Origin of the sequence: Kitasatospora purpeofusca (genome assembly GCF_036010405.1) — a bacterium.
Lineage (GTDB): Bacteria > Actinomycetota > Actinomycetes > Streptomycetales > Streptomycetaceae > Kitasatospora > Kitasatospora purpeofusca.
In genome coordinates this window covers 3,828,066-3,840,692 of the sequence record NZ_CP108561.1, presented here as the reverse complement: position 1 = coordinate 3,840,692, position 12,627 = coordinate 3,828,066, and the positions used below count along the sequence as shown (strand labels likewise).

Below are 12,627 nucleotides of genomic sequence, written 5' to 3'. Positions count from 1 at the left end.
GGGTGCAGGGGCGGCCGTGGTGTTCGACCGGCGCGCAGCCTCCGGACGCGCCGTCCGTTCGCGCCGGGCAACGGGCAGACTGGCGGGGTGAGTGACGAAGCCTTGAGCGGAACCGGCCCCGGGATGCGGTTCACCGCGGCCGACGAGGAGAAGAGACGCGGCGTCCGCCGGATGAAGACCATCGCGACCGGCCTGCTGGCCTTCGCGACCCTGGTCTTCGCCCTGGCCACCTGGGCGAAGGCGGTCGGCGCCGGTGCCTGGGCCGGCTACCTGGCGGCGGCCGCCGAGGCCGGCATGGTCGGTGCGCTGGCCGACTGGTTCGCGGTGACCGCGCTGTTCCGGCGCCCCTTCGGCCTGCCCATCCCGCACACCGCGATCATCCCGACCAAGAAGGACTCCTTCGGCCGGTCGCTGGGCGACTTCGTCGGGGAGAACTTCCTCTCCGGCCAGGTCGTGCGCGACCGGCTCGCCGCGCTCGGCATCGCCCGCCGGCTCGGCGAGTGGCTGGCCGCGCCCGGCAGCGCCGAACGGGTCACCAAGGAGGCCTCGGCGGCGCTGCGCGGCGTGCTGGCGGTGCTCCGCGACGACGACGTGCAGGCGGTCGTCGCCGAGGCGGTGACCCGGCGGGCCGCCGCCACCTCGGTCGCCGAGCCGGCCGGCCGGATGCTCGGCAAGGTGGTCGCCGACGGCGGCCACCACGGGGTGGTCGACCTGATCGCCGTCCGGGCGCACGACTGGCTGGCCGAGAACCACACCGAGGTGGTCCAGCGGGTCACCCAGAAGACCCCCGGCTGGACCCCGAAGTTCCTCGACCACCAGGTCGGCGAACGGGTCTACAAGGAGCTGATGCGGTTCGTCACCGACATCAGGGACGACCAGGAGCACCCGGCGCGAGGCGCGATCGACAACTTCCTCGCCGACTTCGCCACCGAGCTGCAGACCGACCCGGAGACCATCGCCCGGGTCGAGCGGGCCAAGGGCGAGCTGCTCGCCAGGCCCGAGGTGCAGGAGCTGATCGCCTCCACCTGGGCGGCCGTCCGCTCGCTGGTGCTGAACGCCGCAGAGGACGAGGACAGCGAACTGCGCCGGCGCATCCGCGAGGGCGTGCGAACCTTTGGTGCACGCCTGGCCACCGACCCCAAGCTCCAGGCCAAGGCGGACGGCTGGCTGCAGGACGCCGCCCAGTACCTGGTCGGCACCTACCGCACCGAGATCACCTCGCTGATCTCCGAGACGGTGGCGGGCTGGGACGCCGACGACGCCTCGCGCAAGATCGAGGCCAACGTCGGCCGGGACCTCCAGTTCATCCGGATCAACGGCACGGTGGTCGGCGCGCTGGCCGGGCTGCTGATCCACTCGGTGGCGGTCGCGTTCGGCGGCTGAGACAGCGGCGGTGTCTCCAACCGAAGCTTGAGACACCGCCCCCGGATGGGCTCTGACCTGCGGAAATATCCCCAGCGGTACTCGGAGACGCGGTGGGACGGCGAAAAACGGTTCGGCGGCCCCGGCGGCGTGCGCCACAGTGGTCCCAGCAGGTTCCGCGGCACGGTGATCGACCGGGGCGCGGATCCGCCCGCAGATGGACGACGCGGTGGCGGGCGGTGCGGTGGGGACAGCGGGCGGCACGGGGGTGTGCCCGCCGTCCCCACCGCACCACCCGCCTCTATCCTTGCCAGCACCACCTCGTACGCGCGTAGAAGTACGCGCGGCGCGGCGGCTCGTCGAGGCAGAGGAAGAAAGGGCACCACCGTGGTCCAGCCGGACGGAAGTCGGATCGGAACCCCCAGCAGCAACCCCGCGGACGCCGCGGACCGCTCGATCGAGGCGTTCATCGCCGCGATGCCGAAGGCGGAACTGCACGTCCACCACGTCGGATCGGCCTCGCCCCGGGTGGTCGCCGAGCTCGCCGCCCGGCACGAGGGCCGGACCAGGGTGCCCCTCGATCCGGCGGCCCTCGCCGAGTACTTCACCTTCACCGACTTCGCGCACTTCATCGAGGTCTACCTGAGCGTCGTGGACCTGGTCCGGGACGCCGAGGACGTCCGCGCCCTCACCTACGGCGTGGCCGAGGACATGGCCCGGCAGAACATCCGCTACGCCGAGCTGACCGTCACCCCGTACTCCTCGGTCAGCCGGGGCATCCCCGACGTCGCCTTCATGGAGGCCATCGAGGACGCCCGCCACCGCGCCGAGAAGGAGCTCGGGGTGGTGCTGCGCTGGTGCTTCGACATCCCCGGCGAGGCCGGCCTCGCGGCCGCGGAGGAGACCGCCCGGCTCGCCGTCGACCTGGCGCCCGAGGGCCTGGTCAGCTTCGGCCTCGGCGGCCCGGAGATCGGCGTACCGCGCCCGCAGTTCAAGCCCTACTTCGACCGGGCGCGGGCGGCCGGCCTGCGCAGCGTCCCGCACGCGGGGGAGACCACCGGGCCGGAGACGGTCTGGGACGCGCTGCGGGTGCTCGGCGCCGAGCGGATCGGCCACGGCACCCAGGCGGTGAAGGACCGGGCGCTGGTCGACCACCTGGGCGAGCACCGGATCCCGCTGGAGGTCTGCCCGACCTCCAACATCGCCACCCGGGCGGTGGAGCGGATCGAGGACCACCCGATCAAGCGGATGGTCGACGCCGGGCTGCTGGTGACCGTCAACAGCGACGACCCGCCGATGTTCGGCACCGACCTCAACATCGAGTACGCGGTGGCGGCGCGGCTGCTCGGCCTGGACGAGGCCGGGGTGGCCGGGCTGGCGAAGAACGCGGTCGAGGCGTCCTTCCTCGATGCCACCGGCAAGGCCCGGCTGGCCGGGGAGATCGACGCCCACCTGGCCCGGTGGTGCCAGGTCTGAGCCAGGTCCGAGTCCGGTCCGAGTCAGGTCCGGGTCCGAGCCGCGGCTTCCTGCGGCTCCGGGGCCCCGTCGGCGGTTGCCGGCGGGGTCCTCGGCGTTTCCGGGCGGGGCTTTCGGCGTTCCGGACGGGGCCGCCCGTCGCAGGTGGCGCCATTCACTCGTTCGAGTGGTGCCAAGAAGTGGCGCCAAATCGCTCGACATGGCGCCATGCGTGTGCCATTCTTCTGGACATGGACCTCACGCCGTACGTCGACAATCTCCGGCACGAGCTCGCGGTGGCCGCGGGTGCGGGCGGGGACGAAGCACGCGCTCTGGCCGAGCGCCTGACCCTGCCGCTGGAGTCGGCCGCCCGGCTCACGCTGCTGAACGCGCTCTCCGCCGCGATGGGGGAGGTGACCAGGGAGCTGGCCCCCGGATCGGTGGACGTCCGGCTGCGCGGGCTCGATCCGGAGTTCGTGGTCACCGTGCCGCCGAGCGGCGACACGTTCCACGGGCCGGGGCCGTTCCACGAGGCGGGGCCGGTCGGGCCCGGGCCGGTGGCGCCGTCGATGGTGCCACCGGTGGCGCCGCCCGGTGCGGCCGGGGAGGGCGAGGACGGCACCACCGCCCGGATCAACTTCCGGCTCCCCGGCCACCTCAAGGCCCGGGTCGAGGAGGCCGCCGGACAGGAGGGCCTCTCCGTCAACGCCTGGCTGGTCCGGGCCGTCGCCGCCGCGCTGGAGCCGGCCGCGCCCGCCAGGCCCGGGCCGAGGACCGGCCGCGGGGTCGGTCAGGGCTTCACGGGCTGGGTCCGCTAACCACCGGCCCCGCCCCCTCGAACATCCGTCAGTCACCCCTTTCACCTGCGGAAACGCAGCACAGAGCCACTAGGACGGAACAGCCATGCCTTCTTTCGACACCCCGGGCCCGATCCGCGCCACCCTGCGGTTCGACATCGGCTCGGTCCGGATCGCGGCCGCCAAGCGCACCGACACCGTGGTCGAGGTCCGCCCGACCGACCCCGCCGCCGCGCTGGACGTCCGGCTCGCCGAGCAGGCCGCGGTCTCGTGCGCCGACGGCGCCCTGGTCGTCAAGGTCCCGAAGAAGCGCGGGATCTTCGGCAAGACGGGATCGGTCGACATCACCGTCGAGGTTCCGGTCGGGACTTCGGTGGACGCCGACGCGCCGATGGGCGACTTCCTGCTGGAGGGCGTGTTCGGCGACTGCCGGATCAGGACTTCGGTCGGCCGGATCCGGATCGACGAGGCGGCGGCCGTCGACCTGAGGAACGAGCTCGGGGAGGTCCGGCTGGGGCGGGCCGACGGGGACGCCGAGGTGGCGTCCTCCGGCCGGATAGACATCGGCACCGTCGGGGGCGCGCTGAAGATCAAGAACCTCAACGGCGAGACCGCCGTCGGGGAGGTCGGCGGCGAGCTGCGGGCCGAGGCGGCCAACGGCGCCGTCACCGTCGGCACCGCGCTGGCCGGGGTCGACCTCCGGTCCGCCAACGGCGGCCTGCGGATCGGCGAGCTCGTCCGGGGCCGCGCCGCGCTGGAGACCGCCATCGGCACCGTCGAGGTCGGCATCGCCGAGGGCACCGCCGCCTGGCTCGACGTGCACACCGAGGTCGGCTCGGTGCGGAACGCGCTGGACGCCTCGGACGCGCCCGCCGGGGCGACCGGGGAGACCGTCCGGGTCACGGCCCGCACCCAGGTCGGTGACATCGTGATCCGGCGCGCCTGAGCGGCACCGCGGTGCCGTCCTTGAGACCGCCCGCGGCCGCCCGGACGGGGGGCGGCCGCGGGCTCCGGTGAGCAGGAGGCGGGAGGCCCGGCGCCGATCGGCGCGGAGGACGGGCCGGTACGGCGGTGGGCCGCCGACCGGGGTCAGCGCGGCAGGCGCAGTGCCAGGCCGTCGAGGATGACCTCCAGGCCGTAGTTGAACTTCTGGTCGCGCAGGGCCGCAGGGTTCGCCACGGCGTCGGCCGCGGTCGCGGCGAAGGCGTCGGCGAGGAAGTCGTGCCCGGCCACCGCCTCCGCGGTGGAGGGCATCAACCGGGCGATGAACTCGCCCTCGGTGTCGCCGCTCCTGGCCACCGTGGTGAGGAAGGCGGCCTCGGTGGTGCTCATCCCCAGGACGTAGGAGAGCAGGGTGTCGATGGCCCGCGAGGGTTCGAGGAAGCCGGCGGCCGAGAAGAGCGCGGCCATCCGCTCCGACACCGTCAACAGGTTGGGGCCCAGGTAGACCAGGCCGGCCTGCCCGATGACCGAGCCCAGCCAGCGGTGGCGCAGCGTGGTGGCCCGGAAGGATTCGCAGGTCAGGGTGACATCGGCGCGCCAGTCGGCGGCGCTCGGGTCCGGGACGGGGATCTCGCCGAACACCTCGTCCACCGCGAGCTCGATCAGCTCGTCCTTGGTGGCGACGTGCCGGTAGAGCGAGGTCGCGCCGGCGTTGAGCCGGGCGCCGAGCTTGCGCATGGACAGCGCCTCGACGCCGTCGGCGTCGAGCATCGCGATCGCCTCGCGGACGATCGTGTCCCGGTTGAGCGCGGGCTGTTCGGGCTCCCGCTGCTGCCGGGCCCACACGGACGGGATCGGGTTCGTCGCCTTGGCGGCCACCGGCTGGTCCTCCTTGGAATCGGTAACGGAAATCCCTGCGTACACCGTTCGCATCAAGCGTACAGGAGGCAGGGTTGCGCACACTGTTCCGGCGTGCGTACAGTGTTCGCATCGACGGTACATCGTACGCATCGGGCGTACTTCGGAGGGGAAAAGACATGGAAGGCCGTAACCCACGGCGCTGGTGGATCCTGCTCGTGCTGTGCCTCAGCACGCTCGTCCTGGTGGTCGACAGCATGGCGCTCACCGTGGCGGTGCCGTCGATGACCGAGGACCTCAAGGCCACCGCGCAGGACACGCAGTGGATCCTCGACTCCTACATCCTGGTCTTCGCCGGCCTGCTGCTGACCTCGGGAAGCCTCGGTGACCGGTTCGGCCGCCGCAAGGTGATGATCGCCGGCCTGGTGCTCTTCGGCGCGGCCTCGCTGGCGGCGACGCTCTGCACCAACCCCGGTGAGGTCATCGCGAGCCGGGTGGCGATGGGCGTGGGCGGCGCGCTGATCATGCCCTCGACGCTGTCCATCCTCATCACCGTCTTCGACGAGGACGAGCGGGGCAAGGCCATGGCGGCCTGGGGCTCGGTCTCGATGCTCGGCCTGGTCGGCAGCCCGGTGCTGGGCGGCGTGCTGATCGACCACTTCTCCTGGCACTCGATCTTCTTCATCAATGTGCCGGTGGTGGTCGTGGCGATCACGGCCGCGCTGCTCCTGATGCCCGAGTCCAAGGGCCCCTGGCAGAAGCCGGACCCGCTGGGCGCGGTCCTCTCGGCGGTCGGCATGACGGCGCTGATCTGGTGGATCATCGAGATCCCGAAGCACGGTGCGTTCGGCGGCGCCTCGCTGGTCTCCCTGCTGATCGCGGTCGGGGCCCTCGGCGGCTTCGTGGTCTGGGAGAACAAGGTCGCGGAGCCGATGGTGCCGCTGGCGCTCTTCAAGAAGCGCAACTTCAGCGGCGGTTCGCTCTCGCTGACCCTGGTGCAGATCGGCAACGGCGGCCTGCTGCTGGTCCTCACCCAGTACCTGCAGTTCGTGCTGGACTACTCGCCGGTCAAGGCGGGCACGGCCTTCGTGCCGATGGCGGTCGCCGCGCTGATCGGCAACGGCGCCGGCGCCGGGCTGAGTGCGAAGACCGGCCACCGGCCGCTGGTCCTGGTCGGCATGGCCCTGATGGCCGGCTCGTTCGTCCTGCTCAGCACGGTCGACGCGGACACCGGCTTCACCGTCCCGGCGGTGGCCCTGGGCCTGCTCGGCCTGGGCGCCGGCCTCGCGATGCCGGCCGCGGTCGGCGCGCTGATGAGCGAGATCCCGGCCGAGAAGGCGGGCGTCGGCTCCGCGCTCAACGACACCATCCAGCAGGCCGGCACCGCGCTCGGCATCGCGATCCTCGGGTCCCTGCTGGCCAGCGGCTACGCGGACAAGATGCCGGCCGGCTCCTCCGAGCAGGCCAAGCAGTCGATCGTCGGCGCGCTGGCCGAGGCCAAGGGCGACCCCGCCGCGGTGCACGCCGCCCGGGAGGCGTTCACCTCGGCGATGTCGACCACGCTCATGGTGAGCGCGGCGGGTGTCCTGGCGGCGGCCCTGGTGGCGGCGCTGGTGCTGCGGAACCGGAAGCCGGGCGCTGCCGCCGAGGCCCCCGGGGCTCCCGGGGCGACCAAGGAGGACGTGGCGGCCGAGCTGGCGGTCTGACCGACACGAGGCACGCGAAAGGCCGGCACCCCGTCACGGGGGGCCGGCCTTCGGCGTACCTCGTGGTGCTCGTCGTACGACTCAGAGCACGATGTAGTCGGCCTTGTCGTTCCAGCTGCCGCCGTAGGGGTAGCTGAGGCTGGTGAGGTTGTAGCAGTTGCCGTTCCACAGGTAGACCGACGGGTCCGGCTGCAGGGTGCGGTCGTCGTAGAGCGTGAGGTCCCCGCCGTTGCGGAACACGCAGGCGGAGCTGGCCCGGTCGCGGAAGGACCAGTCGGAGAGGTACTTGGTGCCGGGCTCCGACCAGCGCAGCAGCAGACCGGAGAAGTTGATGTCCTCCCAGAGGCAGGCCCAGCCGGACGGGCAGTCCGCGGTGGACTGCGCCACCTGGCCGCCGGTGGCGGGGGCCGCAGCTCCGGCGGCCTTCGCGGCCTTGACGGCGAGGGCCGCCGCCGGGTCGAGGGTGGTGAGCGCCCGGTCGGCCTCGGCGACACTGTCGTGGCAGTACACCGCGCCGCCCTTCACCTCGGTGCAGACGCTGGCGCCGGCCCAGCCCTTGGCCAGGTCGATCTTCTTGCCGCGGTAGGTGGCGATCACCGGCGTGGACGGCGTTGCCTTCGCCGGGCCGGCGGACTGCGGGACGTCGGCGGACGGGGCCGTCGGAACGGACGGCGCGGGCGTCGCCATGGCCGCCGGGGCCGCGAGCGCGAGCGCGCCGGCGACAGCGGTGACGACGGCGAGCGTGCGGAAGGAACGCACGGTCAGCTTCTCCCTTGGTGAGTCGTGGCAGGACAGTGCTGCCACGACCCAACGCCGGATCCGCCGTTCGCACAATAGTTCCGACGAGGACCGGACAATGGCTGACCGAATTCGGTCATTGGCTTGATTCTGCGGTCTCGATCGCGACCCCCTCGCCCGGAGCGCCCACGATGCCCTGCGCGACCAGCGCGAGGGAGTTCACCTCGTCCCCGGCCCGGCCCCACGGACCGTCCTTCACGAGCACGGCGCGCTTGCCCAGCAGTCGCATCGTCCGCTGGTCGAAGATCCACTCGAACCGGGTGCCGTCGTGCACCCGGGCGACGGCCACCCCGTGGCGTCCGACCGCGTCGACCGCGTCGTCGACGGTCGTCACACCGGGGATCCGGCCCGCCGCCCGGTACAGGGCGGCGGAGACGGCGGGCGGCGCGACCGCGTTGCACAGCAGGTCGCCGATGGTGACGAAGGCCTCCTGGTCGGAACCGGTGGTCGAGGCGGACCCGGCGCCGTGGTTGTACCCGGCGTCGGCGTAGATGAGCTTGGTCAGGGCCTCGGGCTCGCTCGGCAGACCGGCCAGCATCCGGTAGCTGGGCGCGTTCAGGGAGACCGGGTCCGGCGCGGGAAGCTGCTGGTCACCGCCGTCCCGGCGCTGGAGGCCCGGGCGGGCGCCGTTCACCGCCGTCCACCGCTCGGTGTTCGTCGTCGTGGTGCTGCGCTGCATCGAACCGTCGGCGGACTCCGCCAGCGCGGTGGTGTGGCCGACGGTCCTGATGTAGGTGTACTGGCTGTCCTGGGCCGAGGGCTGCGGCTGGGTGTAGGCGACCCTGGCGATCCGGTCGAGGAGTTCCACGGAGGCGGCGGTGGCGGGCGGCGCCTCCTCCGTGGAGGAGGAGTCCGGCGCGAGCGTCATCGCCGTGATGGCTGCGGCGGTGGCGACGGCGGTCACCAGGACCAGGCCCCGCCACCGGGTGGTGAGACCGGAGAAGGGGCGGGGCCGGGCGAACTCGGCGAGGAGGAAGCTGCGACGGTCGGCCAGTTGGGAGAGCGAGGGTTCCAAGTGGGGCGGCGGGGGGAGCAGCCGGGCGAGTTCACGGCGTTCGTAGTGCTCGTCCCACTCGGTGTGGTCGGTGCGTGGGTTGGTCATGGCCGCCTTTCCTGGTGGTGGCCCACGGACTGATGACTGATGGCGAGACCGGCGGGCGTCGACGAGGCGGAGGGGACCCGTGGAGCGGGGGGATCCTCGGCGTCGACGATCCGGCGGAGCTTGTCCCGGACCCGGGAGAGCCGGGAGCGGACGGTGCCGACGGGTATGCCCAGCGCCTCGGCGGCCTCCGCGTAGCCGAGCCCCGACCAGACGACGAGCGTGAAGACCTCGCGCTCGGGAACGGCGAGCTGGTCGAGCGCGCGGACGGCGGCCGCGGCCGTATTCGCGTCGGTGATCCGGCCGACCACCTCGTCGGCGAAGTCGGGGATCGGATCGCGACGGGGGAGGCGGGACATCGCGTCGCGGTGCCGGCGCGCCGTCCGGGCGGTGTTGCGGAGCACATTGGTGGCGATGGCCAGCAGCCACGCCCGGGGGTGGAGCACCTCGTCGCGGAGCTTCTTCCGGAGCCGCCAGGCTTCGAGGAAGGTCAGCGAGACGATGTCGTCCGCGAGGTCGCGGTCCCCGGTCGATCTGTACGCGTGCGCGAAGACCGTGCGAGCGTGCTGATCGTAGAGCTCGGCGAAGATCTGGCGCTCGCCGGCCTGCGTCTGCTTACTGGACAAGGAGGACTCCACGCAGATCTGGTGTCCGCAGGGCGGAGACGGTTCCAGAGAATCTTGGGGAAATTGAGAAGGCCGGTACCCCGGGGGACGGGGTACCGGCCCTGGGGCGCCGGGGTCAGACGTCGAACTCGCCGTTGCGGATCCCGGTGAGGAGGTCGCGCCACTCCGTAGGGGTCAGTTGGGTCACCTCGGTGGTCCGGAGGCTGCTCCGGATGTAGACGGTGTCGCCGGTGACGGCCACCTCGGGGCAGTTGCTGGAGTCGGCGCAGAGGCTCGGCCGCTGCCAGGCGAGTTCTTCCACTGGTTCCTCACAGGTCCTTCAGGATGCCGGAGATGAAATCACACGACAGATTCTGGGGGAAGTCGAGAAGGCCGGCGCCCCGAGGGTCGGGGCGCCGGCCTGGAGGCAGCGGTTCAGACGTCGAACTCGCCGTTGCGGATCCCCGCGAGCAGGTCGCGCCACTCGGTGAGGGTCAGTTGGGCTGTGGAGGACGGGAGGAGGCTGCTCCGGATGTGGACCGTGTCGCCGGTGATGGCCACTTCCGGACAGTTGTTACCGTCACCGCAGAGGCTCGGCCTCCGCCAGAGGAGTTCTTCCACTGCTTCCTCACAGGTGATCAGGATGCCGGCGCCCCGGGGCGGGGCACCGGCGACTCAGATGTCGAACTCCCCGTTGCGGATCCCGGCGAGGAGGTCGCGCCACTCCGTAGGGGTCAACTGGGTCACCTCGGTGGGCCGGAGGCTGCTTCGAAGATAGACGGCGGCGTCGGTGACGGCTACCTCCGGGCAGTTGGTGGCGTCGGCGCAGGCCGAGGGCCGGGTCCAGTTCATCGGTTCCATGGCTCAGATTCCCTTCTTGATGCGATTGATCAGATCGCACGACTGTTTCGGGGAGAGTGATCGCTCAATCATCCGATCTATGATCTGCCGATAGTTCTCCACCTGGTTTCGTTCATGGAGGAACACCGGGCCGCCAACCGCGTCGAGTTGGACGGTGTCCAGTCGTGGGACCGGCCCCCTGGCGTGGACGATTGTCTGCCCCGCGCCCTTGAATCCATCTGCTTCGAAGGTGACGACGTGGAGGGTCACGTGTGGCAGCTGGGCGAGCTCCAGAACTCTGTCCAACTGCCGTCGAGCCACCTCGGCCCCGCCGAAGCGCATTCGGAGAGCTGCCTCGTGGACCACGGCCGTGTAGGGATGAGAGCCCTGTTCCATGAGGATCTCCGAGCGGCGCAGACGGTTCTCCACCCGAGATTCCAAGAGCCTCGGCCTCAGCGGCGGATAGGCGTCCTGGAAGATCGCTCTGCTGTACTCCTCGGTCTGCATCGCCCCGGGCGGATGGCAGATCTGGTAGGTCATCATGCCCTGGGTGAAGTATTCGAGCTCCGACGTGTCGAGGAAGCCGGTCGGGACGGATCCTCGATACTCCTCCCACCATCCCTTGTGTCGCTCGTCCGCCATCCGGGCGAGCGCGTCGATGTACTCAAGATCTCCCTCTTCGTACTCGGCGGCGAGGGCTCGAACGCGATCGGGTGTGACCGGGTAGTAGCCCTTCTCGATCTGCGTGATCTTTGTTCTGTCGAGGCCGAAGAGGGCGGCGGCTTGAGTCGTCGTGCGGCCGGCGCAATCTCGCATCTTGCGCAGCTCGATACCCAGCCGCTCCTGCCTGACCGTTGGGGTGGCGCGTGGTGGCATGCGACAAGCATCTCCATGGGTGGCCGATCAGTCTAGCCGCATTCTGGTGGCACATGTTTCTCTGATCGCGTGGCACATGTGAGTTCATATGCCCTACAGTCTGTGATGCACCGCTCACCGGACGGAGTGTCATCAACTTCCCGGAACACGGCAGTTGGCACCTTCATGCCTCCGTCCGGTGCGCCCCCGCCTGCACCGCTGGGAGTCCCCATGTGTAACCGCAACACCCCCTCCCTCACCGTCGCCCGCGAGGCCCTCCGCTCTGCCATGGCGCTCGCGGGCTTCCGCCCCGATGCCATCGCCGATGCCGAACTCGCGCTCGCCGAACTGATCGCCAACGCCTGGCGCCACGGCCGTACGCCCTCGCCCGTGGTCCTGGTCCTCATCCTCGGACGGACGCTCCGCGTCTCCGTCGGCGACGACTCCTCCGACCTTCCCGAGCACCGCACCCTCGTCGACCTCGCCGAATCCGGTCGGGGTCTCCAACTCGTCCAGGGCCTCACCCACCGCTGGGGCGCCGAACCCCAGAAGCTGGGCAAGCTGGTGTGGTTCGAGCTCGACCAGGCCGCGTGACCGTGCTGGGGCTGCTGATCCTCATCATCGCCGCGGCCGTCGTCGGCGCTGTCTGCCGTCTCCGGTCGGAGTTCCTCCACGACCGTCACCACGAGGACGACCCCCGCATACCCAAGTAGCCGGTCGCCCTGTCCGTGCGCGCCCGGCCTGACCGGCTGCCCGGTCGGCCAGGTCGGGGGCGCACCTCATCGTCCCCGCAGCCATGAGTCCCGTCCATCTGCCGATCGGCGGGAGCAGGCTCCTCCCCGAAGCGCAGGCGGAGCCCAGGCGGGCCGTGCTGTTAGCGTCCCGGCATGTCGAGAGCCATGAAGTACGCAGTCCCTGCGGTCGTGCTTTCCTTCTTTCTGGTGCCGCTCGGCCTATTCGCCCTGCGGGCCGTCCTCGTCGGACCCGCGCCGCCGAGCCCGGTCGGCCGGTGGGTCGGGCAGGGGGCGGACGGAACCCGGTTGGAGTTGGCGGAGGGTGGGCGGCTCGGCCCGTCCGTGATACCGGCCGCCGCCTGCCTCGAACCTGCGGCGGCCATAGGAGCGGACGACCGGTTGGAGGTGGCGAACGGCACCTGGACGGCCGGTTACGACCCGGACGCCGGGTACCTGGTGACGGTCTCCTTCGACACGCCCCGGCCGTGCAGGCTCACACTGGCAAGCGAAAGGCACCGGCTCGCCGTGAGCATGCGCACGGACCACCGCATCTGGTGGACCCTGGTCCGGCCCTGA

At 71.4% G+C, this 12,627-nt stretch carries 16 protein-coding genes; 8 read left to right on the top strand and 8 right to left on the bottom strand.

Annotated elements, in window-relative coordinates; translation table 11 throughout:
• Positions 1-87 precede the first annotated feature (87 nt).
• The 4 genes from OG715_RS16825 (at position 88) to OG715_RS16810 (ending at position 4,560) form a co-directional block, all read left to right on the top strand.
• Positions 88-1,383, top strand: coding sequence for a DUF445 domain-containing protein (locus tag OG715_RS16825; protein WP_407660986.1), 1,296 nt, complete (start codon positions 88-90; stop codon positions 1,381-1,383).
• Positions 1,384-1,773: 390 nt separating this feature from the next.
• Positions 1,774-2,838, top strand: coding sequence for an adenosine deaminase (locus tag OG715_RS16820; RefSeq protein ID WP_407661113.1), 1,065 nt, complete (start codon positions 1,774-1,776; stop codon positions 2,836-2,838).
• Positions 2,839-3,068: 230 nt separating this feature from the next.
• Positions 3,069-3,635 (top strand): toxin-antitoxin system HicB family antitoxin, encoded by a 567-nt coding sequence (locus tag OG715_RS16815; RefSeq protein ID WP_266269613.1) that lies wholly within the window; start codon positions 3,069-3,071, stop codon positions 3,633-3,635.
• 85 nt (positions 3,636-3,720) lie between these two features.
• Positions 3,721-4,560: a DUF4097 family beta strand repeat-containing protein gene (locus OG715_RS16810; protein WP_266269612.1), complete on the top strand. Its 840-nt coding sequence runs from the start codon at positions 3,721-3,723 to the stop codon at positions 4,558-4,560.
• Between the two features lie 143 nt (positions 4,561-4,703).
• On the opposite strand, the gene OG715_RS16805 is transcribed toward OG715_RS16810, so the two are convergent.
• Positions 4,704-5,435 carry a TetR/AcrR family transcriptional regulator gene (locus tag OG715_RS16805; protein WP_266269611.1) on the bottom strand — a complete coding sequence of 244 codons (732 nt, stop codon included), beginning with the start codon at positions 5,433-5,435 and terminating at the stop codon, positions 4,704-4,706.
• Between the two features lie 158 nt (positions 5,436-5,593).
• Here OG715_RS16805 and OG715_RS16800 point away from each other — a divergent pair, with 158 nt between their 5' ends.
• Complete coding sequence (locus OG715_RS16800) at positions 5,594-7,120, top strand: MFS transporter (RefSeq protein WP_266269610.1); 1,527 nt, start codon at positions 5,594-5,596, stop codon at positions 7,118-7,120.
• Positions 7,121-7,201: 81 nt separating this feature from the next.
• Here OG715_RS16800 and OG715_RS16795 read toward each other — a convergent pair whose 3' ends face one another.
• From OG715_RS16795 to OG715_RS16765, 7 genes are all read right to left on the bottom strand, one after another.
• Positions 7,202-7,879: a peptidase inhibitor family I36 protein gene (locus tag OG715_RS16795; RefSeq protein ID WP_266269608.1), complete on the bottom strand. Its 678-nt coding sequence runs from the start codon at positions 7,877-7,879 to the stop codon at positions 7,202-7,204.
• A gap of 115 nt (positions 7,880-7,994) precedes the next feature.
• A complete protein-coding gene (locus OG715_RS16790; protein ID WP_266269607.1) occupies positions 7,995-9,020 on the bottom strand; it encodes a CU044_5270 family protein in 1,026 nt (341 codons plus the stop codon).
• Positions 9,017-9,643 (bottom strand): RNA polymerase sigma factor, encoded by a 627-nt coding sequence (locus tag OG715_RS16785; RefSeq protein WP_266269605.1) that lies wholly within the window; start codon positions 9,641-9,643, stop codon positions 9,017-9,019. The genes OG715_RS16790 and OG715_RS16785 overlap by 4 nt, the downstream gene beginning before the upstream one ends.
• A gap of 115 nt (positions 9,644-9,758) precedes the next feature.
• Complete coding sequence (locus tag OG715_RS16780; protein ID WP_266269604.1) at positions 9,759-9,944, bottom strand: DUF397 domain-containing protein; 186 nt, start codon at positions 9,942-9,944, stop codon at positions 9,759-9,761.
• A gap of 113 nt (positions 9,945-10,057) precedes the next feature.
• Positions 10,058-10,243, bottom strand: a complete 186-nt coding sequence (locus tag OG715_RS16775) for a DUF397 domain-containing protein (protein WP_266269603.1) — start codon at positions 10,241-10,243, stop codon at positions 10,058-10,060.
• Between the two features lie 54 nt (positions 10,244-10,297).
• Positions 10,298-10,483: a DUF397 domain-containing protein gene (locus tag OG715_RS16770; protein ID WP_266269602.1), complete on the bottom strand. Its 186-nt coding sequence runs from the start codon at positions 10,481-10,483 to the stop codon at positions 10,298-10,300.
• 3 nt (positions 10,484-10,486) lie between these two features.
• A complete protein-coding gene (locus OG715_RS16765; protein ID WP_266269601.1) occupies positions 10,487-11,338 on the bottom strand; it encodes a helix-turn-helix domain-containing protein in 852 nt (283 codons plus the stop codon).
• Positions 11,339-11,548: 210 nt separating this feature from the next.
• On the opposite strand from OG715_RS16765, the gene OG715_RS16760 reads away from it, so the two are divergent.
• The 3 genes from OG715_RS16760 (at position 11,549) to OG715_RS16750 (ending at position 12,627) form a co-directional block, all read left to right on the top strand.
• Positions 11,549-11,911, top strand: a complete 363-nt coding sequence (locus tag OG715_RS16760; protein WP_266269600.1) for an ATP-binding protein — start codon at positions 11,549-11,551, stop codon at positions 11,909-11,911.
• Positions 11,908-12,030, top strand: coding sequence for a hypothetical protein (locus OG715_RS16755; RefSeq protein ID WP_266269599.1), 123 nt, complete (start codon positions 11,908-11,910; stop codon positions 12,028-12,030). The genes OG715_RS16760 and OG715_RS16755 overlap by 4 nt, the downstream gene beginning before the upstream one ends.
• Before the next feature lie 174 nt (positions 12,031-12,204).
• Positions 12,205-12,627 (top strand): hypothetical protein, encoded by a 423-nt coding sequence (locus OG715_RS16750; protein WP_266269597.1) that lies wholly within the window; start codon positions 12,205-12,207, stop codon positions 12,625-12,627.